This window comes from Paenibacillus phytohabitans (assembly GCF_013141775.1).
In the GTDB taxonomy this organism is placed as follows: domain Bacteria; phylum Bacillota; class Bacilli; order Paenibacillales; family Paenibacillaceae; genus Paenibacillus_AQ; species Paenibacillus_AQ phytohabitans.
On the sequence record NZ_WHOB01000062.1, the window covers coordinates 256,847 to 280,769 of the forward strand.

22 protein-coding genes, 2 pseudogenes and 1 riboswitch are annotated in these 23,923 nt (G+C 55.3%); of the genes and pseudogenes, 22 read left to right on the forward strand and 2 right to left on the reverse strand.

Going from position 1 to position 23,923, the window contains the following annotated elements; translation table 11 throughout:
- Positions 1-255 precede the first annotated feature (255 nt).
- On the forward strand, positions 256-621 hold the full coding sequence (locus tag GC101_RS21465; RefSeq protein ID WP_042135100.1) for an arsenate reductase family protein: 366 nt from the start codon (positions 256-258) through the stop codon (positions 619-621).
- 27 nt (positions 622-648) lie between these two features.
- Positions 649-1,590: a 5'-3' exonuclease gene (locus tag GC101_RS21470; RefSeq protein ID WP_171718906.1), complete on the forward strand. Its 942-nt coding sequence runs from the start codon at positions 649-651 to the stop codon at positions 1,588-1,590.
- Positions 1,591-1,714: 124 nt separating this feature from the next.
- Here the strand turns inward: GC101_RS21470 and GC101_RS21475 are convergent, their stop codons facing one another.
- Complete coding sequence (locus GC101_RS21475) at positions 1,715-2,125, reverse strand: peptide deformylase (RefSeq protein ID WP_171718907.1); 411 nt, start codon at positions 2,123-2,125, stop codon at positions 1,715-1,717.
- A 392-nt stretch (positions 2,126-2,517) separates the two neighbouring features.
- Between GC101_RS21475 and GC101_RS36935 the strand changes: the two are divergent.
- The 6 genes and pseudogenes from GC101_RS36935 to GC101_RS21495 form a co-directional block, all read left to right on the forward strand.
- A pseudogene (locus tag GC101_RS36935) lies at positions 2,518-3,009 on the forward strand (ice-binding family protein); the annotation flags it as partial.
- 47 nt (positions 3,010-3,056) lie between these two features.
- Positions 3,057-3,500: a hypothetical protein gene (locus tag GC101_RS36230; RefSeq protein ID WP_246354439.1), complete on the forward strand. Its 444-nt coding sequence runs from the start codon at positions 3,057-3,059 to the stop codon at positions 3,498-3,500.
- On the forward strand, positions 3,493-3,882 hold the full coding sequence (locus GC101_RS36235) for an LPXTG cell wall anchor domain-containing protein (protein WP_246354440.1): 390 nt from the start codon (positions 3,493-3,495) through the stop codon (positions 3,880-3,882). The genes GC101_RS36230 and GC101_RS36235 overlap by 8 nt, the downstream gene beginning before the upstream one ends.
- On the forward strand, positions 3,875-4,567 hold the full coding sequence (locus tag GC101_RS21485; RefSeq protein ID WP_343049794.1) for a class D sortase: 693 nt from the start codon (positions 3,875-3,877) through the stop codon (positions 4,565-4,567). Before GC101_RS36235 ends, GC101_RS21485 begins: the two co-directional genes overlap by 8 nt.
- A gap of 255 nt (positions 4,568-4,822) precedes the next feature.
- Positions 4,823-6,319, forward strand: coding sequence for an alpha-N-arabinofuranosidase (locus tag GC101_RS21490; RefSeq protein WP_171718909.1), 1,497 nt, complete (start codon positions 4,823-4,825; stop codon positions 6,317-6,319).
- A 16-nt stretch (positions 6,320-6,335) separates the two neighbouring features.
- Positions 6,336-6,611, forward strand: coding sequence for a hypothetical protein (locus GC101_RS21495; RefSeq protein ID WP_171718910.1), 276 nt, complete (start codon positions 6,336-6,338; stop codon positions 6,609-6,611).
- Between the two features lie 102 nt (positions 6,612-6,713).
- Here GC101_RS21495 and GC101_RS21500 read toward each other — a convergent pair whose 3' ends face one another.
- Entirely contained in the window at positions 6,714-7,655 is a 942-nt protein-coding gene (locus tag GC101_RS21500) for an ArsR/SmtB family transcription factor (protein WP_039303273.1), read from the reverse strand.
- A gap of 162 nt (positions 7,656-7,817) precedes the next feature.
- Positions 7,818-8,013: riboswitch (cobalamin riboswitch) on the forward strand.
- Between the two features lie 157 nt (positions 8,014-8,170).
- Between GC101_RS21500 and GC101_RS21505 the strand changes: the two genes are divergently transcribed.
- The 14 genes and pseudogenes from GC101_RS21505 to GC101_RS21570 all read left to right on the forward strand — a co-directional run bounded on the left by GC101_RS21505 (position 8,171) and on the right by GC101_RS21570 (position 23,269).
- Positions 8,171-8,935 carry an energy-coupling factor ABC transporter permease gene (locus GC101_RS21505; RefSeq protein ID WP_171718911.1) on the forward strand — a complete coding sequence of 255 codons (765 nt, stop codon included), beginning with the start codon at positions 8,171-8,173 and terminating at the stop codon, positions 8,933-8,935.
- On the forward strand, positions 8,935-9,231 hold the full coding sequence (locus GC101_RS21510) for an energy-coupling factor ABC transporter substrate-binding protein (RefSeq protein ID WP_171718986.1): 297 nt from the start codon (positions 8,935-8,937) through the stop codon (positions 9,229-9,231). Before GC101_RS21505 ends, GC101_RS21510 begins: the two co-directional genes overlap by 1 nt.
- Complete coding sequence (gene cbiQ / locus GC101_RS21515) at positions 9,228-10,016, forward strand: cobalt ECF transporter T component CbiQ (protein ID WP_171718912.1); 789 nt, start codon at positions 9,228-9,230, stop codon at positions 10,014-10,016. The genes GC101_RS21510 and cbiQ overlap by 4 nt, the downstream gene beginning before the upstream one ends.
- A 260-nt stretch (positions 10,017-10,276) precedes the next feature.
- Positions 10,277-11,122 (forward strand): energy-coupling factor ABC transporter ATP-binding protein, encoded by an 846-nt coding sequence (locus GC101_RS21520; protein ID WP_171718913.1) that lies wholly within the window; start codon positions 10,277-10,279, stop codon positions 11,120-11,122.
- Between the two features lie 29 nt (positions 11,123-11,151).
- Positions 11,152-12,879 (forward strand): annotated as a pseudogene (gene cobJ / locus GC101_RS36940) (precorrin-3B C(17)-methyltransferase); the annotation flags it as partial.
- A 63-nt stretch (positions 12,880-12,942) separates the two neighbouring features.
- Complete coding sequence (locus GC101_RS36945) at positions 12,943-14,280, forward strand: sirohydrochlorin chelatase (protein ID WP_171718987.1); 1,338 nt, start codon at positions 12,943-12,945, stop codon at positions 14,278-14,280.
- On the forward strand, positions 14,277-15,068 hold the full coding sequence (gene cobK / locus GC101_RS21535; protein WP_171718914.1) for a precorrin-6A reductase: 792 nt from the start codon (positions 14,277-14,279) through the stop codon (positions 15,066-15,068). The genes GC101_RS36945 and cobK overlap by 4 nt, the downstream gene beginning before the upstream one ends.
- 2 nt (positions 15,069-15,070) lie before the next feature.
- Positions 15,071-15,736, forward strand: a complete 666-nt coding sequence (locus GC101_RS21540) for a precorrin-8X methylmutase (protein ID WP_171718915.1) — start codon at positions 15,071-15,073, stop codon at positions 15,734-15,736.
- Between the two features lie 673 nt (positions 15,737-16,409).
- Complete coding sequence (locus GC101_RS21545) at positions 16,410-17,534, forward strand: cobalt-precorrin-5B (C(1))-methyltransferase (RefSeq protein WP_171718988.1); 1,125 nt, start codon at positions 16,410-16,412, stop codon at positions 17,532-17,534.
- Positions 17,527-18,750, forward strand: a complete 1,224-nt coding sequence (gene cbiE, locus GC101_RS21550; RefSeq protein WP_171718916.1) for a precorrin-6y C5,15-methyltransferase (decarboxylating) subunit CbiE — start codon at positions 17,527-17,529, stop codon at positions 18,748-18,750. Before GC101_RS21545 ends, cbiE begins: the two co-directional genes overlap by 8 nt.
- 208 nt (positions 18,751-18,958) lie before the next feature.
- A complete protein-coding gene (gene cobI, locus GC101_RS21555; RefSeq protein WP_042140913.1) occupies positions 18,959-19,708 on the forward strand; it encodes a precorrin-2 C(20)-methyltransferase in 750 nt (249 codons plus the stop codon).
- Between the two features lie 5 nt (positions 19,709-19,713).
- Entirely contained in the window at positions 19,714-20,508 is a 795-nt protein-coding gene (cobM, locus tag GC101_RS21560; protein WP_171718989.1) for a precorrin-4 C(11)-methyltransferase, read from the forward strand.
- Positions 20,474-21,610, forward strand: coding sequence for a cobalt-precorrin 5A hydrolase (locus GC101_RS21565; protein ID WP_171718917.1), 1,137 nt, complete (start codon positions 20,474-20,476; stop codon positions 21,608-21,610). Before cobM ends, GC101_RS21565 begins: the two co-directional genes overlap by 35 nt.
- A 36-nt stretch (positions 21,611-21,646) precedes the next feature.
- On the forward strand, positions 21,647-23,269 hold the full coding sequence (locus tag GC101_RS21570; protein WP_171718990.1) for a cobyrinic acid a,c-diamide synthase CobB: 1,623 nt from the start codon (positions 21,647-21,649) through the stop codon (positions 23,267-23,269).
- Positions 23,270-23,923 lie beyond the last annotated feature (654 nt).

The following is a 23,923-nucleotide window of genomic DNA, read 5'->3' on the forward strand; positions in this document are numbered from 1 at the left end:
AAAAGTATCGAATGCGCTCAAATTAAGTGTTGAAAATCCAACTAATTCCTATTAAGCTGCTAATTCACGCTAAATAAATGTACAATTTCCATCTATTTAGATTGAACCGGGAAAATTCCACTGTGGGGATTAGCCGTGGCTGCAGAGAATGTTTGACTTCCGGCCCATCCGGCCCGCGAACGCGGCTGCGCCGGCAGCCCTAATAATCAGCGCACTGCAACACTGCTGCTGCGCTTATAATAAAAGGAGAACCACATGAGTCAATTGAAGGTGTATCAATATCCGAAATGCAGCACCTGCCGCGCCGCAGTGAAATGGCTGAAGGAGCAGGGGCATGAGCTGGACTTGCAGCATATTGCCGAGCAGCCGCCCACAGTGGAGGAGCTGCGCGTCCTGCTGAAGAACAGCGGACTGCCGCTGAAGAAGTTTTTTAATACGAGCGGTGAGGTCTACAAGGAACTTAATCTGAAGGACAAGCTGGCCGGTCTCAGTGAAGATAAGCAGCTTGAGCTGCTCGCCAGCCACGGGATGCTGATCAAGCGTCCGGTTGTCACTGACGGCAAGAAGGTTACAGTCGGCTACAAAGATGAGCAGTACGCTGAAGCCTGGAGCAATACCTAAATTACGGAATACAAGGAGAGGTTACACATGAGCACAGTAACAGAAACTAAGGGCCGGGTAATGATCGTGGATGGAATGGCTCTGCTGTTCCGGGCTTTTTATGCTACCTCTTATGGAGGATATATCCGCAAGACCAGCGCCGGGCTTCCGACGAATGCGGTGTATGGATTTTTGCAGTATTTTTTCGACGCGGTGAGTACGTTTGAGCCTTCACATGTGGTCTGCTGCTGGGATATGGGCAAGGGTACCTTCCGTTCGGAGAAGTATGACGGCTACAAATCGAACCGTATTGACGCGCCGCTGGAGCTGATCCCGCAGTTTGACCTCGTGAAAGAGGTAGTGGCCGAGCTGGGCGTGCCGAATATCGGTCTGGTTGGTTATGAGGCAGATGACTGCATCGGTACACTGGCTTCGTGCTACAGCGGGGAGTCGGAGGTCTATATTCTCACAGGTGACCACGATATGCTGCAGCTGGTGAATGACAGCGTCAAGGTCGTGATTATGAAAAAAGGCCGCTCCAACTATAAAGTGTATGATCCGGCGGAGCTCCTTGCTGAGCGTGGCCTCACCCCTGCACAGGTGATAGACCTGAAGGGCTTCATGGGCGACACCAGCGATAATTATCCCGGCGTTAAGGGCATCGGTGAGAAAACAGCCACCAAGCTGCTGACCGAATACGGCACCGTGGAAGGTGTCATTGAGAATCTGCATCTGCTGCCCAAAGGCGTGCGGGCCAAAATCGAGGCTGACCTCGATATGCTGCATCTGTCGCGGGAGCTGGCGGAAATCCGCTGCGATGTGCCGGTGGTCTGCGAACTGGCGGACTGTCTGTGGGCACTGCAGCGGGATACTGCGGCACGCAAGTTCAATGAGCTGGAGTTCGGCAGCCTGATGCATCTGATCGGCGGGATCGCCGAGGTCCGGGATGACCGGGGAATCGTACAGATTGAACTCGGAGATTTGGGCTGAGAAGAGCCTTAGTTATAGGCTTAGGCAGGCCAGAGCCTCCTGAACAAGCAGAAGACCCCTTGCGAAAATCTCGCGTAGGGGTCTTTTTGTGTTGTCCCTAACAAATGAATACCATATACCGGGCTCAGATTACAATTCCGTCGCAGTGATCGATCTCATGCTGAATGATCTGCGCTGCAAAGCCGGTGAAGGTCTGCTTCTGCGGCTTGAAATTATAGTCGAAGTACTCTACCTCAATGGATTCATATCTAGTAGTTTTGCGTACGCCTTCGTGGGACAGGCAGCCTTCCTCTGTTTCATATGGATGGCTACGTTTAGTAATGAACGGATTGATCATTGGAATATTCATCTGTCCGATGCTGAAGGCGATGATGCGCTTGTTGACACCGATCATGTCAGCCGCCATGCCGACACACCGGTCTGCATTCGCCCGCAAGGTATCCAGAAGGTCATCTAACACTGGCAGATCCTCTTTAGTTGCCGGAGTAGACTTCTGGCTAAGAATCGTCATATCTTTACATATGGGTCTGATCATTGTACTCTCCATGTATTTTATTTGGGTGCCACTGCCATAATATCATCTTTTGTATGGACAATGAAATGAATCTGGCTAGAACAATAATGTCAAGCCGTCAGACACCACCGGGTGTGTATGGTGGTTTTTTGCAGTGCCGGTATATCGTGTATGGTACGGAATTACAGATTTACTTTGCTTATTCGACAAGACTACTGTAGAATTAACAAGTGTATAATGGTAAAAATTGGCAACAATAAGGGAGCATGCGTATGAAACTGAAATATCTAGGACTCACCGCAATTGTGCTGGTTTTCACGCTGTCTTTTTCAAGGATTTTGCTGCCCGCTTCAGCTGCGGTAATAGACATGAATTTGGGTTCAGCGGCCACTTTCGGACTACTTGCAAAGACGATGACAACGGTTGAGACTTCCGTTTCCGGAAATACGGGAGCTATTACTCAGACCGTAATTCCACATATAACGAATGGGAATAATTATTTAGATGATAGTGTTTATCATGCTGCTGACATTGATTTGGGTAATGCCATTGTGTATGCGAATTCACAGGTGCCTACTGTTAATGGAACGGCTGGAGCGGATCTGGGGGGCGAAATCCTGCTGCCCGGTATATATAATTATCCGGGTGCAGTTAATATCAGTGCTGATGTAACGCTTAGCGGTGATGATATTTTTATCTTCCAAATTGCTGGGACATTGGATACAACGGCCGGCACGAAGATTCTCTTAACAGACGGGGCACAAGCCTGTAATATCTATTGGGTGGTAAACGGGGCGGCGACACTCGCGGCAAATACGGAGTTCAATGGCAGTCTATTGAGTCAATCTTCAGCAACAACGGTTGGTATTAATACTATTATAAATGGCAGAATTCTGTCACAAGATGCAGTTACATTCACTGGCCCGGGCCCGTCTAACATTACTGTTCCGGCTTGTGTACAGGAGCCGCCTGTGGAACCACCGGTACAACCGCCAGTACCAGCTACGGCAACGCCAGTACCGGCTACAGCAACGCAAGTACCGGCTACGGCAACGCCAGTACCGGCTACGGCAACGCCAGTACTAGCTACGGCAACGCCAGTACCAGCTACGGCAACGCCAGTACCAGCTACGGTAATGCCAGTACCAGCTCCGGCAACGCCAGTACCAGCTCCGGTAACGCCAGTACCGGCCACAGCAACACCAGTACCGGCCACGGCAACGCCAGTACCAGCTCCGGTAACGCCAGTACCGGCCACGGCAACACTAGTACCAGCTACGGCAACACCAATACCGGCTACAGTAATGCCAATACCGGCTACAGCAATGCCAGGTCCCGCTGCTTCACCTGTCAATACTCCTGCTACGGTATCTCCTGCGGAGCCGGCAGTGCCTGAATGGATGGTTGAAACGGAATGGATTAAAGTAGGCTTGCTTCCGGACGGGGATATGGTTATTGATGCAAAGCTCCCTGATCATCAAGAAGACACAGGATTGTGGAATTTCGATCTGGGGGGGAAGTTATACAATATAGAAGGAACTGAAAGTGTTAAGTATAGGATCGCTAAAGCACCAGTAGGGACTTATAATATTCTGGTGAGATTCACTTCCCATAACGGAACTGTGTTCAAGTTTGAGGCGGTTCCCGTATCAGTACCTACAGTCACCGGAGGCCAGCTTCCGGCTACTGCAACGCCGTGGTACAACTTGCTTCTCTCCGGAGCTCTATTAACCATAATGGGAGGAGTAATCTTATGGAGGAGAAAGCTTCGTGAATAAGCGGCACACTGAGCACAAAGTAAAAGCCGGAAAACAGATATACATTATCTCCCTGGGAACAATGATTATGGGGATCTTGTCTATCTCTTGGGCTCTGATTCATATCCAGGCGCAAGCCGTACCCGCTGCTTATAGCGAGAATACTGATCTTTTCCCAATTCAAGCTGATCTGCGCAATATTGTAAAGAGCAGCATCGCCGTTCCGGCAGAAGCAGGCGATTCCAGCAGCATACCGCCGCAGGATGATATCCTCTATCCCATAAGGCCGCTGGAAGGCGATGTTATCGGACAGCTGATAATTCCGGCATTACAGCAAATTCTTCCAATTATACACGGGACAGACGAGGATGAGCTGGAGGAGGGAATTGGACATTTCCCGGAAAGCGTACTGCCGGGTGAGAATAACAATTCGGTTCTATCCGGACACCGGGATACAGTCTTTTCCAAATTAGGCCAGCTGGAAATAGGAAACAAGCTTATCGTTGATACATCAGCCGGTTCTTTCACCTATAAGATAAGTGCTATACGGATTGTTGATAAAGACGATAAAACGATTATTGTACCTACAGACCACGCTGTCCTAACCGTAAGTACCTGCTACCCCTTTCACTTTATCGGTTCGGCTCCCGACCGTTATATTCTCATCGCAGACCTGATTGCTGAGGTTCGTTCCCCCACAACATGAAGAGCTTTCGGCTTACCTTTATCCTTTGACATCTTGGTGTCAAGGGATTTTTTTGGAGGGAAAACGGGCCTGACCACCCAAAGAAGTACTTTATTCTATGCGCCAACGCGGCGAAGGATGGAAAGATTCTTAAGAAACGGTAGCACGAGTCACTTAATTTAAAGATTGACGAACCGGCGGAAGCCTGACTATAATATTAATATAAGTGTTAAATGATTAATAAATATATTAACTTAAAGAGGAGCGTTAACTGAAATGGCAGAACGCATCGTACTGAACACTGATATCCGCAAAGGCACAATTAACCGTAACATCTATGGACATTTCGCTGAGCATCTGGGACGCTGTATCTATGAAGGCATCTGGGTAGGGGAAGATTCGCCGATTCCGAACACGAAGGGGATCCGCAACGATGTAGTGGAAGCGCTTAAGGAAATGAAGATTCCCGTATTGCGCTGGCCGGGCGGCTGCTTCGCCGATGAATACCACTGGAAGGACGGCATTGGCCCGAGTGAAGAACGCAAGCGGATGATCAATACCCATTGGGGCGGTGCGGTTGAGAACAATCATTTTGGTACACATGAATTCATGCGGCTCTGCGCCATGCTGGAATGTGAGCCGTACATCAACGGCAATGTAGGGAGCGGAACGGTACAGGAGATGTCCGAGTGGGTTGAGTATTTGACCTTTAACGGTGTATCGCCGATGGCTGAGCTGCGTCAGAAGAACGGCCAGGAAGAGGCCTGGAGTGTAGCTTACTTCGGCGTGGGCAATGAGAACTGGGGCTGCGGCGGCAATATGCGTCCTGAATATTATGCTGACCTGTACCGCCAATATCAGACTTATGTGCGCAACTATGGGGATAACAAGATTCACCGGATCGCCTGCGGCGCGAACTCGGATGACTATAACTGGACCGAAGTGCTGATGCGCGAAGCCACCCGCTTCATGGATTCGCTTACCCTGCACTACTACACCCTGCCGACTTCGGATTGGACTAATAAAGGTGCGGCTACCGGCTATGGAACGGATGAATATTTCAACACATTGAAGAAGGCGCTGTTCATGGATGAGCTGGTTACCCGCCACAGTGTCATTATGGACAAATACGATCCGGACAAAAGAGTGGGCCTGATCGTTGATGAATGGGGCACCTGGTATGATGTGGAACCCGGTACGAACCCTGGATTCCTCTACCAGCAGAACACGATCCGCGATGCGCTGGTTGCCGGTCTGACCCTGAATATCTTCCACAAGCACAGCGACCGTGTGCGGATGGCGAACATTGCCCAGACCGTTAACGTGCTGCAGGCTGTAATCCTGACCGAAGGCGAGAAAATGCTGCTGACTCCAACCTATCATGTATTCAATATGTATAAAATACATCAGGATGCGGAGCTGCTGGATCTGACAGTGGATAGCCCGTTATACAGCTATGAGGGCGTGGAGATTCCTGAAGTATCTGCTTCAGCTTCCGTAACAGCAGAGGGTGTCATTCATGTCAGCCTGTGCAACCTGAATCACGCTGCACCGGCAGTATTGCCGCTGGAGCTGCGCGGACTGGCTGGACAGTCAGCAGCCGTAAGCGGTACTACACTTGCCGGGTCTTCCATCGATGCCCACAATACCTTCGGGCAGCCGGAAGCGGTAGTACCGCAGCCGTTCACCGCCTTCCAGCTTGAAGGCGACACCCTTACGGTTGAACTGCCGCCAATGTCGGTGACAGTACTGGCAATTACTCCGGGAGCTTAACGGGAAGGAGCGCAGCATGACTACAACCTCAGCATGCAAGGGATGCCGGGAAGAGTACAAGGTGACGGAAGCGCAGATTGCCCGGATTCTCGCCTCCTCCATGTTCAATCCGGAGAATACAGCCCCGGACGAAGTCTATGCCGAGCGGGTTGCCCTATGCGGAGCATGTCCCAAGCTGCAGGATGGCGTAACCTGCATTGTCTGCGGCTGCATTATACCGGTCGTGGCCCGGCTGAAGGCACGCGGCTGTCCGCTGCCGGGCGGCGGCCTGTGGCAGCCGGTGACTGATTAAACTCCAAAGCTGCTGCAATACACCGTAACCACAACAGCGGCAGCGGGGGACCTGAGCTTAAGGTCTCCCGCTGCCGCTGTTTGCTGCCCCATCCTGTCCTGGTCATTCCGTCCGGCTGGCACTTGCCGAAGCTTCAACAGCATCTGTATAAAAGAGCTCAAAGACCAGATCCTCGTTGTAGTTGCCAAACCCCTTGCCGAATAAGGTAAGGCCGCCGATATGCTCCGCATCCTCTTCCACTGAGACCTTGAACGTCCACTGCTTATCACGGATACCGACCTGCTCCAGCGTAACCTCTGACAGCTTCTGACCATCCATGAACGTGCCCGCCGGAGTAATCCGCAGCTGCTTAAGCAGTCCATATTGGTTGGTGAGCGCAGGCCACCAGGCAGGAGTGTATTTGCCCGGACTGTCCCCGTAGTCGCCGGGGCTGGTCCAGAAGCCGAGCCGCTGTCCGTTCAGTGTGAAGGTGATGTCGGAAGGCCAGTTATTATTGATGGACGGGGCTTCGGAGGCAATCTCCATCGTGATGACCAGCTCCTCAGGCTTCTGGCTGGACAGCAGGAAGTTCGGGATTTTATATTCTACGAATCCTTTGCCGAACCACAGAATGCCTGCATTCACCCGCTCCTGATCCCAGAAATACCGCGGATCGTCAAAGTTGCCAATCACCCGCTCGGTTGTAGATAAGCCGCAGGTCGGTTCAATCTGGAAATCAGAGTAGTGGCCCACGGGAATTTCCTTACGGTAGCCTCTGCGCTGTGTTCTGGCTTGTCCGGGGAAAATAATCTCAGCACTCTCGGCGGCCAGTGTACAAATCTTCTGCAGTCCGCTGCGTCCGGGAGCCATGTGGCTGCGGATCAGCCCGGCAGCTTCCAGCTTGCGCACATGCATCGTCATAATGGCACTGCTGAGCTTCAGCGCCCCGGCCAGTTCCTTGACGTTCATAGGCTGTTCGGACAGGAGCCGCAGCATCTGCAGGCGCACAGCGCTGGATAACGCTTCGTACACGGGTAAAGATTGTTCGGTTAGATCAAGTTTCATGTGCTGCCTCCACGTTCAGGTTATATAGTTAATAATTATATTACTCAAATGATGTTCTTACAAGCAAATGAACGCTGCCCTGCAAGCAAATGAATACTGCGCCTCGCAGCCGCTCCAATTTTATCACAGACATGCAGAGCCTGTTCCGCTATGATGTAGGATGGATTAGCGATGTAACAAGGTGCTCTTGCCGGATCAGGCAAGGGATAACAGGGAATCGGGTGCAAGTCCCGAGCGGTCCCGCCACTGTAAGGAAGAGCTGAACTTCAAGATGTCACTTGGGGAGAACCCCGGGGAAGACGAAGGATAAAGCGCCCGTATTCCAAGCCAGGAGACCTACCTTGATTACGCACACCACGACTCTACGCGGATAGGAGCGGTGTACGGATAGGTTAATGAGAAGAGGCGTCTCTGCAGCGTTCTCTATCGAATCATACCTGCGTACATACACTCCCACCCTGAAGGGCGGGAGTTTTTTTTGGTTTGCTAAATTAAAGAAACTTGGAGGCTGACAAATGAAGAAACGCGGATTTTGGAGTTTTGCGGCGCTGATTGCCGGATTTACAGTGTACTTTATGCTGAACGAACCGGGAACGGCCCAGGCTATGCACATTATGGAAGGGTTTCTGCCGGTAGGCTGGGCTGTGTTCTGGTGGGTGGCGTTCTTACCGTTCTTCGTACTCGGGATTATTAGGCTTAGATCGATGACCAGGGAGAATCCGGAGCTGAAGCTGCTGCTGGGTCTGGCAGGGGCATTCACCTTCGTCTTATCGGCGCTCAAAATGCCGTCCGTTACCGGAAGCAGCTCGCATCCTACAGGTACCGGACTTGGCGCAGTTATGCTGGGGCCGCTGCCGATGGGCGTGATCGGCTCGATCGTCCTGTTGTTTCAGGCGCTGCTTCTGGCGCACGGGGGAATCACTACGCTGGGGGCGAATGCGTTCTCGATGGCGGTCGCGGGGCCTTTTGCCGGATATGCAGTCTATAAGCTGATGATGAAGCTGCCGGACCGCGAGAAGCTGGCCTTATTCTGTGCGGCGGCGGTTGCCGATCTAATGACATATGTAGTGACTTCCTTCCAGCTTGCGGTGGCTTTTCCGGCTGCGGATGGCGGAGTCCTGGCGTCTTTTCTCAAATTCGGGGGGATCTTTGCCGTGACGCAGATTCCACTGGCCATCAGTGAAGGGCTGCTGACCGTATTATTGTGGAACTGGCTGAAATCTTATAGTCCGAATGAAATGTCGCTCCTGAAACGCAAGGTCAAAGGGGGAAATGCATGATGAGCAATAAATGGAAAAATGGATTGATGCTGCTGGCCGTTGTCCTGTTGTGTGTCTTGCCGCTGCTGTTCGTGAGTGGTGATTTCGGCGGGGCCGATGATGCTGCCGAGGGTGTAATCACAGAGATTAACCCTGAATATGAACCCTGGTTCAAGCCGCTGACCGAGCTTCCGGGTGAGACGGAGAGTATGCTGTTCGCATTGCAGGCGGCGATTGGTGCCGGGGTGATCGGCTTTTCACTGGGGCTGCTGAAGGGGAAACAGGGCCAGGCGAAGCAGAACAGCATCAGCAAGTGATCAGACGAATTGATGTCCTTTCTTATAATAATGCCTTGAGGCAGCTGTCTCCCATGTGGAAAAGCTCGTTCGCGGCACTGATGTTCCTGCTCTCCTATACCGTACATCCGGTGCTGCAGATTGTGATTACGCTGTGGATGATGTCCTGGTGCATCCTGCATGCCAAAATTCCCTATCGCGCCTATGGGCTGCTGTTTGGTACGGCGCTGCTGTTCTATTGCCTTAGTGTCCCGGCGCTGCTCGTGGAATTCGGCCACCCGGCTGCGGGGGAAGCTGGCGTATTCCGGATTTCCGGGCAGCCTCTTCCGATGTATATCACGGCAGCTGGGCTGGAGCGGGCCGGTGAACTGCTGGCCAGAATCTCGGCCTGCATGAGCTGCTTCTTCTTCCTGATGTTCACCACCCCGTTCAGCGAGCTTCTGCAGGTGCTGCGCAGGCTGCGTATGCCGCAGATTGTGCTGGAGCTGATGCTGATCATGTACCGCTTCCTGTTCCTGCTGAATGATGCAGCGCACGGGCTGATGCTGGCCCGGAGGCTGCGCGGCGGCCGCAGAGGGTACAAGGCCAGGCTGCGGGAGACTGCGGCCATGGCCGGGGCCCTCTTCGGCAATACGATGCACCGTTATTACGGATTGTCGCAGGGGCTGCTGACCCGCGGGTTCACGGGGGAGATCATTCTGCCGCCGTACACTGCGCGTCCTGTGCCGCGGCGTTATGCGGTCCGGGCGTATGCCGGGATCGCTGTGCTGGTGCTGGCGCAGCTTTGGCTGTGGCTGCGGGGTTGAATTTAAGATTTTAGTGCAGGAAATCTGCTGGCTTTGTTGAAATCATGCCCAAAGTACAACAATTTCCCCGGAATATCGGATGTATTCCAAGATTGTTGTACAAAAGGCAGTATTTCACTTCATTTAGTTGGCTTTGAGGGAAGAATGTTGTATTCCATACAACAATCCCCCAGAAGGCCGGAGTATCCAGGATTCAAAGCTGTAAAACGTACAACATTTATCCGATACCGCTTTGCCAAATCACATTAGAGGGGTACGTCATGGACATGGAATATAGTCTGGCTTTTGACGGGGTGGTGTTTCATTACCCGGATACGAAGGAAGCCGCGCTGCGTGAACTAACCGTCTCCATTCCCAAAGGCCGCAAAACGGCGGTGCTCGGCCACAATGGTTCGGGCAAATCGACCCTGTTCCTGCATGCTGTCGGCATTCTGCGTCCACAGAAGGGTACGGTTCAGCAGGGAGGCAGGACATTGTCCTATGCCAAAAAAGAGCTGGCCGCGCTGCGGCGCAGTGTGGGCCTTGTTTTTCAGGACCCGGAGCAGCAGCTCATATTGAGCACACCTCTGGAGGATGTGTCCTTCGGGCTGCGGGGAACGGGGATGGACGAAGCCGCAATAGCTGAGCGCTGCCGCAGTGTCATGGAACTGCTGAACCTGACGGAGCTGAGTGACAAACCGGTTCACCAGCTTAGCCTGGGGCAGAAAAAACGCACCGCACTCGCCGGAGTAATGGCGATGGAGCCGGAGCTGATCCTGCTGGATGAGCCGACCTCGTATCTGGATCCGTTATCCGAGACACAGATGCTGCAGGGTCTTGATCTTATACATGAAAAAGGCACAACCGTAGTTATGGCTACGCATGATATGAACTTGGCGTACCGCTGGGCCGACTGGATTATCGTACTGGATCAGGGGAGGTGCCGGGCTGAGGGGACGCCGGAGGAGATTTTTGCCGGGGCGGAAGAATTGCAGGCCATCGGCCTCGGTCTGCCGCTGCTGGCTGACTTGTGGTACAGCCTGCCTGCACGGCACACCGCCGGCCAGCCGCCCCCCCGCACGGCGGAAGATTTCAAAGCCGTACTAACCAGGCTACTGAATAGTTAATACAGGCATTCACGAATGGGGGAAGAAGGATGAAGAAACAAGGAAAGCTGCTCATTATCGGCTTCGGTCCCGGAGCGCTGGAGCATATTACCGGCCGGGCGCTGGCCGCTCTCGAGGAGAGTGACGCTGTAATCGGCTATAACACTTATGTGGAGCTGATCCAACCGCTGCTGCGGCATCAGGAGATTGTCGGCACCGGCATGACCGAAGAGGTCAGCCGGGCGCAGGAGGCCGTCCGCCGAGCCGAGGACGGCCAGACCATTGCCGTAATATCCAGCGGCGATGCCGGTGTATACGGCATGGCGGGTCTGGTCTACGAGGTGCTGATTGAACGGGGCTGGAACCGGGCTGACGGAGTAGAGGTCGAGGTGATCCCCGGAATATCGGCGATCCAGTCCTGTTCTTCCCTGCTGGGAGCGCCGATTATGCATGATTCCTGCACAATCAGCCTCAGCGATCATCTTACCCCGTGGGAGAGCATTGCTGCGCGTGTGGAAGCGGCGGGTGCTGCGGATTTCGTGATCGCCTTCTATAACCCGCGCAGCGGCAAGCGTACGCGCCAGATTGAAGAAGCACGCAATATCCTGCTGCGTTACCGTGATCCTTCCACGCCGGTCGGCATTGTCAAAAGCGCCTACCGTGACCGTCAGCAGACGATCGTAACTACGCTGCAGGAGATGCTGGAGCATGAGATCGGCATGCTCTCTACGGTTGTCGTCGGCAACTCGGCGACGGTGGTCTACGAGGGTCTAATGGTTACGCCGCGCGGATACAAGCGCAAGTACAATCTTGGCGCGCAGACGCAAGCGCTGAAGCCGCATGAGCGGCTGCGCACTGCGGCCGAACCTTGGTCGCTGGCTGCGGCTGAGAGTGTGGCGGCTGAGGCGGGATGGTCTGAAGGGGCAGCGATAGAGAGTGTGGCTGCTGAGGCGGAGCGGACGGAAGAGATAGCGGTGGAGAGTGTGGCAGCAGCTGAGGCGGGACGGATAGATGGAGCAGTGGCACCGGGTGCAGCTGCCGGTGAAACCGGACGGGTAGAGCGATTGGGGTCAGAGAGTATGGCTCCAACTGACGGGGGACGGAAGGAGGAGGCTGCGGCGCTAAGCCTGGCAGCATCTGCGCGTGTGGAGCAGCTACGCCGTCCTGCCGTTCAGCTGGCGGAACACGCTGATGAAACCTTCGAGCTGGAGGTTTCTCCTGTCATCGGCAGCCGCAGATTCAGCGGTATCCAGATGAAGCTGCTGGCGGAGCTGGCAGGCGATGAGGGGCAGCTGATCTATACGAAGGACGGACATTTTCTGCTGCGCAGCCATCCGGGCGACCGTGCTGAGGTGGCGGCGAAGCTTACAGAGGCAGGACTGAGCGTTAGTATACCCGGTGATTATGTGAAAGTAAAAACCTGCGGGTTCTGTGAATTGCGGAGAAGCGGCGCTTTAAGCGCGGCGGTCCGCCTTCATACCCTGCTGCACGGACTTGCTGTACCCAAAGAGCTGCATATAAGCGTGGCAGGCTGCGGCATGGCCTGCAGCTCGGCTGTTCTGGATGACATCGGGCTGGTCCTTTCGCGGGGCAGCTATGAGCTCTATCTGGGCGGCAAGAAGTCGGGCCGGGGAGCGCATGCCGGCACTCTGGTCCGGGAAGGTATGGATGAAGATGAAGCCGTGGCTGCTGTAGCAGCGGCAGTGGAGCATTATACTGCGCAAGGCCGGGAGAAGGAGCGGTTTCATGCTTTTTATGAACGGATGGGCAGTATTGAAGAACAGATGAACAGCACTGCAGGAAGTATAGATAATAATGACAGCATAGAGGGAGTACGCATGATGAGAACCGTATTACTGGTTGGACACGGCAGCCGGATTCAAGCGGGAAATGATGAGCTGCTGCAATTCACCAGCCAGCTAGCCGCCCGCAAGCCGGAGCTTAAGTTTGAGACCTGCTTCATAGAGCTAGCCTCACCTTCAATCGCGGGCGGAATTGCCAAATGTGTGGAGGACGGCGCGACGCAAATTTATATTGTGCCGATTATATTGTTCGCGGCGGGCCATTCCAAGCTGGATATTCCGCTCGCGATCGATGAAGCCAAGCTGAAATATCCGGGTGTGGAGTTTGTATACGGGCGTCCGCTGGGTGTTCAGGAGCGGGCTGTCGATATTGTGCTGGACCGGATACGGGAAGCTGAATCGCTTTCTGCTTCTGTGAAACACAGTAATGAAGCTGACTCTCTTGCCGTTTCTGTGGATCACAGTAATGAAGCCGGAGCTGCAGACTTGAGTTTGCAGGAAGCCGAAGCCCGTACAACATCTGCAGCAGAGGATAAGGATACCATCGTGCTGCTTATGGGGCGCGGGGGCAGTGATCCGGATGCCAACAGTGATTTCTATAAGCTGGGCCGGCTGCTATGGGAAAGAACGTCTTACCAAAGCGTTGAAAGCTGCTTCATCGCCATCACGAAGCCGTCGCTTCCGGGTGGGCTTGAACGCTGCCTGGCACTGGGTGCGCGTAAGATTATAGTTGTGCCGTACCTGCTGTTCACCGGAGTGCTGATGAAGCAGTTCGCAGAAATGGTTTCTCGTTTCGCCGCAGAGCATCCGGAAATTGAAGTGCAGCTCGGCCGCCAGCTCGGCACACATCCGCTGCTAGTCGATATGCTGACAGAGCGCATTGAGGAGACAATGGAGGGGCAGTCTTTCAGCAATTGCGATAACTGCAAGTACCGTGATGAAGCGGCATTGCACCACCATCACCACCATGGTGAGGAGGGGCATGGGCACGAGCATCACGGGCATGGGAATCATGGGCACGGGCATCACGGGCACGAAGAACACGAGCATGGACACCACGATCATCAGGAACACGGTCATGGGGAACTCGAGCACGGGAAACACGAGCATGGACACCACGATCATCAGGAACACGGTCATGGGGAACTCGAGCACGAAGAACACGAGCATGGACACCACGATCATAAGGAACATGGTCACAGGGAACACACGCACGGAGGACATGGGCATGAGCATCACGGGCACGGGCATCACGGTCATGGGCATAAGCATGGGCATCACGGTCGCGGGGATCATGGGCATGGGCATCAAGAGCAGCATGATGTAACCGGAACAGCGGCTCCGGCAGACAACCGGGATCTGCGCCAGCCGCGATGATCTTCATGCTGTGCGGCACCAGCGATGCCCGGGAGCTGGCGCTGAATCTGTCGCGACAAGGCCTGCCGCTGCAGGCCTCTGTCGTAACGCCCAGTGCGGCTGAACGGCTGGAAGCCGCAGCAATCCGCACCCGGGTCGGCCGTCTGGATAAGCCGGCCATGATCTCGCTGCTGCAGGAGGGCAGCTATCGTGCAGTAGTGGACGGCAGCCATCCTTTTGCGCTGGAGGCACACGTCAATGCTATGGGCGCGGCTGCAGCGCTGGGCCTGCCCTATTTTCGCTACGAGCGGCAAAGTCTTATCTATGACAGCCACCCCCGGCTGATCGTTGTGCATTCCTATGAAGAGGCTGCGCGCAAGGCCAGGGAACTTAAGGGTTCCATTATGCTTACAACCGGCGGCAAGACACTTGAGCTGTTTGCGGAGGCGCTGCTGGGAGATCCGGATATCCGGCTGACGGTCAGACTGCTGCCCTGCCTGGAGAATATGGAGAAATGCCTGTCCCTTGGCATTGAGCAGCGGAATATTATTGCGCTTCAGGGCCCTTTTAGCAGAGAGATGAACGAGGCACTTTACCGGCAATATGGCACACAGGTGATGATTACCAAAGAGAGCGGAGCGGAAGGCTCGGTGGATGAGAAGCTGCATGCCGCGCTGGATATGGGGCTTTACGTCATTTTAATTATGCGGCCGGAGCTGACCTTTGGAGAGAGCGGGAAGGTGTTTGACTCTTTTGACGAGATTACGGAGGCCGTGAGAACTGCGCTGCAAATGAACAAGGAGGGATAACTGTGGATTTTGGTACGGATTTCAAGCCGGTGACGGTACAGCCGCAGGAAATAGAGGGTCTGAGTTTTCAGATGATTACAGAAGAGATGGGTGAACATTCCTTTAGCGAGCTGGAGTACAAAATAGTGCAGCGGATCATTCATGCTTCTGCCGATTTCGAGCTGGGGCGCAGTCTTGTTTTTCACCCGCGGGCGATTGAGGCCGGCATCAGCGCCATTCTGCAGGGCAAGCCGATAATTGCCGATGTGCGGATGGTGGAGGCGGGCATTGCCAAGGAGCGGATTCAGCGGTACGGCGGGGAAGTCAGGGTTCATATTTCCGATTCGGATGTGATGGAAGAAGCGAAGGCGCTCGGGACTACACGGGCCATTATGGCTACGCGCAAAGCTTGTGCACAGGCTCCGGGAGGGATCTATGTGATCGGCAACGCGCCGACTGCCCTGCTGGAACTGATTCGTCTGGTAAAAGAAGGCGCAGCGCAGCCGGGTCTTGTCATAGGTATGCCGGTCGGGTTCGTCTCTGCAGCGGAATCCAAGGATGAGCTGCGCAAGCTCGATATTCCTTACATCACGAATATCGGCCGCAAAGGCGGAAGCACGATCGTGGTCGCTGCGGTCAATGCACTGAGTCTGCTGGCGGACCGCCGGGCTGCGGGCGAATTGAATTAGGTCTGCGTCAGGTATAAGCGGGAACTTTGTTAGCGCTGGGCAAAACTCTATAAGGGTTGGGTCAGAGCGGGTTTTGAACAGGATATGAACAAGTTCTAATCTATATGCCAGGCTTATGAGGTATGTTTACTTAACTGCACTTTGTACAACTAAAACGTCTGATTTACAACCAATTATCCGTTTAGCTGTATTTTGTACAACTAAACTACTGTTTTTTGCTTGTTCTCACCCATTTGGGCAGATTTAGTTGTACAGAGTACAGTTATAAGATGCTAGCCTACCTTTTCGCTGATTTTAATTGCACAGTATACAACTATTATGAAATTTTCACTTGGAACTGAATACATCAATGACTGCATTGTTGATTGAACTCACTTATTTAATTGTTAGCGTGTCTAAATATATCTACGATGCTCCATATAGGTTGCATATCATCACAAAGAGGGATTGCCATGAGCGAGGAAACACCAGACAACCGGGCAGATCAGAATAGGAGGAAACGGAGGTGAAGCATGATAATGAGTCCGCGGCAGAGTACACTGCAAAGCGGTTGTCTGAGAAGAATGCAGAGTACGCAGCGAATCGCGAGCATGAGCATGATGCAGAGTATGCAAAATATGCAGCAAAACGAGAATCTGAGCATGTTGTTGAATCCGCAGCCAACCCAGGCGGTCTGTCAGCGTCACCTACCGCTGCTCCTGCCTCCTCAACTCCTGCCGCCCCGCTGCGCAGGGGCTACACCACAGGTGCTTGTGCCGCCGCCGCTGCCAAAGGTGCGGCATTGCTGCTGATTACAGGCGACAGGCTTGCCGCTGTGGATATTGATCTCCCGGCGGGCTTCCGGCACTCCTTTGAACTTACAGGCTGGCAGCGCGAAGGAGCGGACTCGGCAATCTGTGCCACGGTCAAGGATGCCGGAGATGATCCGGATGCCACGCATCAGGCCTGGATTGAAGCAGCGGTGAGCTGGCTGGATCACCCCGGTGTGGAGATCGACGGCGGCCGTGGCGTCGGCCGGGTGACGAAGCCAGGGCTGCCGGTGCCCGTCGGAGCAGCGGCGATTAATCCGGTGCCGCGGCGGATGATACTGGAGGCGGTGTCCGGTGTGCTGGAGGAGCATGGCGCGGCGCGGGGGCTGCGGGTGGTCATCAGCGTGCCGGAAGGCGAAGCGATTGCCTTAAGAACGCTGAATCCGCGGCTCGGCATCATCGGCGGCATTTCTATCCTCGGCACGCGGGGCGTGGTTACCCCGTTCTCCACTGAAGCCTACAAGGCGAGTGTGGTTCAGGCGATCTCGGTTGCGGCCGCGACGGGGAACGGGCAGATTATTCTGACCACCGGCGGCAGCAGTGAGAAATATGCGATGGCGATGTTCGGCGGGCTTCCGGAGGAAGCTTTTATCCAGATGGGGGAATATGTAGGCTTCTCACTGGAGCATGCCAAGGCCTACGGAATCCGGAAGGTTACCTTTGTGGGCATGGCCGGTAAGTTCTCCAAAGTCGCTCAAGGCGCTATGCTGATCCACTCGAAGAATGCACCTGTTGACTTCGGATTTCTGGCAGCCGTGGCGGCGGAGGCCGGGGCAGATGACAAGCAGGTGAGGGAGATTGCTGCCGCCAATACAGCCTCGCAGGTGGTGGATATGATGACCGAGGCGGGGAATTCCGCTTTTTTTGAGAGCCTGTGCCGGCATGCCTGTGAACAAAGTCTGAAGCATATGAACGGGGGCATGGTTGTGGAAATGGTATTGATGACGATGAAGGGCCGAGTGCTGGGAAGGGCGGAGATCCGTGGGTAACCTGATCTATGTTATCGGTATCGGTGAGGATGGCGCCGGCGGTCTGACACCGGATAGCTTAAGTAAAGTGAATAACAGTGAGATACTGCTCGGCGGAGAACGGCAATTGAATTTTTTTGGCGGATATACCGGTGAGAAAATCGTTCTGCAAGGCGGGCTGAAGCCCTTTACAGATAAGCTGGAGGGGTTGTGGAGGGAGCGGCGGACCGTGGTTCTAGCCTCGGGGGACCCGCTCTTTTTTGGCATCGCGGGGTATCTTGTCCGCAAGTTCGGGCCGGAGCATGTTGAGGTTATTCCGCACTATAGCAGTGTGCAGCTCGCATTTGCCCGGCTGGGGGACAGCTGGCAGGATGCCGAGCTGATCAGTCTGCACGGGCGCCCCATCCAGGGACTGGCCCAGCGCATAGACGGCAAGCACAAGGTGGCTCTGCTAACGGACGAGAGTAATACGCCTGCGGTGATTGCCGCTTATTTGCGTGAGTTCGGGATGATAGAATATGAAGCGTTTGTGTGCGAACGGTTGGGGGGAGTGGAAGAAATCTGCCGCTTCTGGACGCTGGATGAGATGGAGACTAGTGAATTTGCGGCGCTGAATGTAGTTATCCTGCGCAGAAGGCCGGGAACCGGCTCATCATTGCGGCGCGGCTTCGCTTATCCGGACGAGGAGTTCCAGCAGCGGAAGCCGGAGAAAGGCCTCATTACGAAACGTGAGGTCCGGGCTCTGGTCCTGTCCGAGCTGAATCTGTCCGAGGATGCGGTGGTGTGGGATATCGGCTCCGGCTCCGGTGCGGTTGCGGCGGAATGTGCGCGGATCGCCAGGCTCGGCAAGGTCTATGCCCTGGAAAAGGGAGCGGAGAATCTGCCGAACATGGAAGCGAACCGCCGGAAGTTCCGCGCCGATTTCCAGATCATACATCAAAAAGCGCCGCAGGGGCTGGAGAGTCTCCCGGATCCGGATGGAGTGTTCATCGGCGGCAGCGGCGGGGAGCTGGCGGATATTATCGCGCTCTGCGCCGCGAGACTCCGGCCGGAAGGGCGGATTGTTGTTGGAGCGATCACCATTGAGACGTTATATGGAAGCATGGAAGCGTTGAAGCAGGCAGGCCTGGATTGCAGGGTAACGATGCTTCAGGCATCACGCGGCAAGCCGATTCTCGGCATGACCCGGTTCGAAGGCATGAATCCGGTCTATGTGGTAAGTGGACGGAAGAGCTGAGGCAGACCAGATCAGATATTCAGATATAAGGAAGCAAGAAGCATCAGAAACAAAGGAGGAACATGCGATGAATACCCATGTAACGGCGGCGAGTCAGCAGGCAGTGCAGGCTGTGGACGGGCAGGAAGCATCTGAGGGAGAAGGAATTGCTGCTGAAACGCAGCTGGCAGAAGCGGCGATGCAGGCCGCAAGTGCGCTCTATGATGCTATGGATGAGGAAGAGCTGAAGCTGGAGGAAAGGCTGACTCCCCGGGCGATCGGGACGTTGTACGGTGTCGGTGTCGGCCCCGGTGATCCGGAGCTGATTACGCTCAAGGCCTGCCGGCTGCTGCGGGAATGTCCGGTGATTGCCTACCCGGCAACCAAAAAAGGCGGCAAATCCTACGCCCACGAAATCATCGAGATGCATGTGAAGCCGGATGAGAAAATCATGCTCGGACTGATCTTCCCGATGACGAAGGATCCGGTGCTGCTGGCCGGCGGCTGGAACCGCACTGTGGAGCTGTGCTGGAGTGAGCTGAAGCAGGGCCGGGATGTGGCTTTTGTGACGGAGGGTGACCCTAATCTGTTCAGCACCTTTATTCACCTGGCCCGGTTAATGCAGGAGCTGCATCCCGGTGTACCGATCGTCTCCATTCCGGGGATTTCCTCGGTGCTAGGCGCGGCTGCTGCCCTGGAGCAGCCCTTGGCGGACGGAGATCAGCGGGTGGGAATCATCCCGGCGACAGATGACCGTGAGGCACTGAAGGAAGCGCTGCTGCATCACGAGACGGTGGTATTCCTCAAGGTGGCCAAGGTGCTGGATCTGGTGCTGGATGTGCTGGATGAACTGGGGCTGTCCGGCAAAGCATCCGTCGTTACCAAGGTAACCTCGCCTTACGAAACGGTATGGCGCGATGCGCGGGATCTGCGGGGCAAGGAGCTGGAGTACTTAAGTCTGATGGTGGTGAGCAAATGACAGATATCGTGCTCGAACCTAAAGTATACATTGTGGGTGCCGGACCCGGCGATCCGGAGCTGATTACAGTAAAAGGCAGCCGGATCCTGCGCTCAGCGGACGTGGTGCTCTATGCCGACTCTCTGGTCAGTGAGGAGCTGATCCACAGTGCGAAGCCCGGTGCAGAGGTACTGCGAAGCTCGAGGCTGGATCTGGAGCAGCAGGTAGAGCTGATGGCGGCAGCAGTACAATCTGGTAAAAGCGTAGCCCGCGTCCACACGGGCGACCCGTCCATGTACGGCGCGATTCTGGAGCAGATGTCGCTGCTGAAGCTATGCGGCGTCTGCTATGAAATCGTGCCGGGTGTAAGCTCGGTCTTTGCATCCGCTGCGGCGCTTGGTGCAGAGCTGACCGTGCCTGATCTGACACAGACGGTAATTCTGACCCGTGCGGAAGGACGCACACCGGTGCCGGAGCGCGAGCAGCTGCGCAAGCTGGCCGAGCATCACTGTACAGTGGCGCTGTTTCTTAGTGCCTCCCTGGCAGGGCATGCGGCCGGGGAATTCCTGGCTGCCGGCTGGAGCCCGGATACACCGGTAGCTGTAGTGAAGCGGGCGACTTGGCCGGATCAGCAGATTCTGCGGACAACGGTGCAGAATTTGGAGCCGGATCTGCGGGAGGCGGGTATCACCATGCATGCCATGATCCTGGCCGGCTGGGCGCTGGACCCCGGGCTGACGGACCGCGATCAGCACCGCTCCAAGCTCTATGACAAGGCATTTACCCATGGCTGCCGGGAAGGAATTGGCTCTGGTGAGTAAGCGGCGGTATGCAGCGGTCGCGATCACGCGAAACGGCATCGGGCTGGCGCTGAAGCTGGGAGCGGGGCTCGGGGAGACGGAAGTCTTTTGTTATGCCAAGTATAGCGGCGGGGTGGAGATGCGGGCCGGGGAGATTTCGCTTTTTGAGGGGCCGGTAAAAGATTTGCTCCCCCGGCTCTTCCGGGATTACGAAGGCGTCATTCTGTTCTTCTCACTGGGCGCCGCGGTCCGGCTGATTGCTCCGCTGCTGCAGGACAAAAGAACCGATCCTGCCGTCATCGTCATTGATGAGCGCGGGGAGCATGTTATCAGCATGCTGTCCGGCCACCTCGGGGGGGCCAACAGACTGACGCTGCAGATCGCCGGGCTGCTCGGCAGTCATCCGGTAATTACAACGGCTTCCGATGTGCAGGGCACCTTCGCTGTGGATCTGCTTGGCCGGGAATACGGCTGGCGCGCAGACAGCTTTACCGGTATGAAAAGTGTCAGTGCTGCGCTTGTCAACGGGGAAGCGGTAGCTTTTGTCCAGGAGAGCGGAGAGCCGGGCTGGCTGCCGCCGGGGGCAGTGCTGCCGGAGCATGTACGCGTATTTGCCAGCAGGGATGAGCTGCGAGGCAGCGGCTTCCGCTTCAGCGCAGCGATCGTGGTGAGTGACCGGCTGCCGGATCAAAATTTGCCGGAGGAGGCCGTGCTTGCTGAATGCGCTGTAGTCTATCGTCCGCGCAGTCTGGTGCTCGGTTTGGGCTGTAACCGCGGAACCTCTGCGGAGGAGCTTGAAGCTGTAGTGCTGCATTCGCTGGCAGAGCTCAGGCTATCGCTCTACAGTGTGCGGAATGTGGCGACAGCCGGAATAAAGGGAGATGAGGCTGGACTGCTGGCTCTGTGTGCCAAATACGGCTGGGAGCTGGCGTTGTATTCACCGGACCAGCTGAACACCGTCACTCTGGACAATCCTTCGGAGGTAGTGTTCAGAGCGACCGGAGCGTACGGAGTCTGTGAGCCTGCCGCATTGTTATCTTCAGGTGCGCAGGCGCTCCTGCAGCGCAAACATAAAAGCGGAAATGTGACAATCGCCGTAGCGCGGGTTGTCTATGCCGGTTAGAGCGGGGGAGAAGCGGTGAGAGAGAAATGGAATGAAATGAAGGACCGGGAGCCGTTCTTGCAGACACGCCCGCGCTTTGTAGTAGCAGGCACGGGCAGCGGCTCCGGCAAAACAACGGTCACGCTGGGACTGATGCGGGCGTTTGCCCGGCGCGGCCTGAAGGTTCAGGGCTTCAAATGCGGGCCTGACTATATCGATCCTGCGTATCATACTGCAGTCACTGGCCGTTCTTCCCGCAACCTGGACTCCTGGATGACTTCAAGCAGCTATCTGCAGGAATATTTCCTGCGCGTATCGGAGGATGTGGATCTGTCAGTCATCGAGGGTGTGATGGGGCTCTTTGACGGCAAAGAGGACACTGCACTCACCGGATCAACGGCAGAAATCGCCATCCTGACAGACAGTCCGGTGCTGCTTGTAGTCGATGTCCGCAGTATGGGACGCAGTGCTGCGGCCATTGTCCTGGGCTTTCAGCAGCTGGAGCCACAGGTGCGGATTGCTGCGGTCATAGTGAACCGCTGCGGCAGTGATGGCCACTACCGGATGGTCCGGGCAGCGATTGAAGCGGCCTGCGGCATTCCGGTCATCGGCTGGTTGCCGCGCGACGGTGGTCTCGATATCCCGGAGCGGCATCTGGGCCTGCTTCCCGCTGTGGAGCGCGGAGAGCTGGAGCCTTTGTTCGAGCATGCCGCCGACCTGCTGGCGGAAGGCACCGATCTGGAGCGGCTGCTGGAGCTTGCCGCTGCTGCGCCTGCATTGCAGTATCCGCCGGAACCGGATGCGGTGCTGCAGGCGCAAGGGCCCTCGCAGGGCTGCCCGGGTATACTGGAGCCAGGAATGCCGGGGTTTACGGCGACTGAGACTCCGGGTTTGGGCAGCCCGCCGGCAATGGAGCCTGCATCACAGGAGCGGCCTGTGTCAGCAGGGCCAACCTTGTCTTCACCGGCAGTACGGATAATGCCGGCGGATACGAACAGGCCGGCACACCGTCCTGTCCAGCCGGTTATTGCCATAGCCCGGGATGCGGCATTCAATTTCTATTATGCCGACAATCTGGAGCTGCTCGAGCGCGCAGGTGCGCGGCTGGTTCTGTTCAGCCCGCTGAGCGGAGAGGGAATCCCGCCGGAGGCCGACGGAATCTATATCGGCGGCGGGTTTCCGGAAGAATTCGCTGCTGTAATTGCAGCGAATTCGCTCTTCCTGGACGGCGTAAGAGCTGCAGCTGCAGACGGAATGCCGCTGTATGCGGAATGCGGCGGCTACATGGTGCTGGCCCGCAGCCTGACTGACCGCTCCGGCGCTGTACATGAGATGGCCGGGATCATTCCGGCGCACACCGTAATGCAGGAACGCCGCGCTGCTCTCGGGTACCGTGAGGTGACAGCCCTTCACGATTGCCTGCTGCTGAAGCAGGGCGGGCGACTGCGCGGCCATGAATTCCATTATTCCAGCATGAGCTACTCTCCTGGTGAAGCTCGGACTTATGCCTATGATAGCAAAGGCAGAGGAGGCAGTCAGCCGGAGGGCTACATCAGCGGCAACATTATGGCTGCTTATGCGCATATTCATTTGGCGTCCCATTTCCCGGCCGCCGGGCGGGTGGTGGAAGCCTGCCGTACTTATCGGGAACAGAAGAAGCAAGCGAAGCAGCGGCTCTGATTATTCCAGACCGGAGGAGAAGGCAGAAACTGGACTCCGTATAAATCCTGCACCTAATCCTGCTTGAAATCCTGCACGAAATACAACATTCCCCTCAAGCTATCGATGATAATCGGACATTGTTGTATGAAAGGCAGGATTTCTACTCCATCAGGTCGGTTAGCGGATTGAATTCTTGTATTTTCTGCAACAATCTTCATGAACACACTAATATCAGTGAACCCAAGTTGTAATACTTACAACTTTTGAGCCTGTCCATACTGAGGGAGCCTAACAATCACTTCGCTGCCGGGTGAGACTCTAGGCTCATAGCTTAACCCTTAGCCGGATTGCCTAATATATAGTCTATACAGGTGGTCCATACAAGTGGTCTATACCATGAGAGCTTAAGTCTCTTACTTTTCGGATGAACAAATTGGATGGCCTAAATTTATGGTTTGCAGGGATTTCGGCCATCAGTAAGACAGCCTTCTAAAGCCCTTATCTTGTATATTCAGGCTGTTTGCCTGCTGATCATAATCGTTCGGGTAATTCCTGCATCAGCCAGCTCGTAATACTAACACCTTGCCCGAACCGCCATTGACTGGTTTTTCACTCCCCGCTGGAGAGTGGAATTCCAGAATATTTTTTAGCCGTACCATCTATGTCAACCGC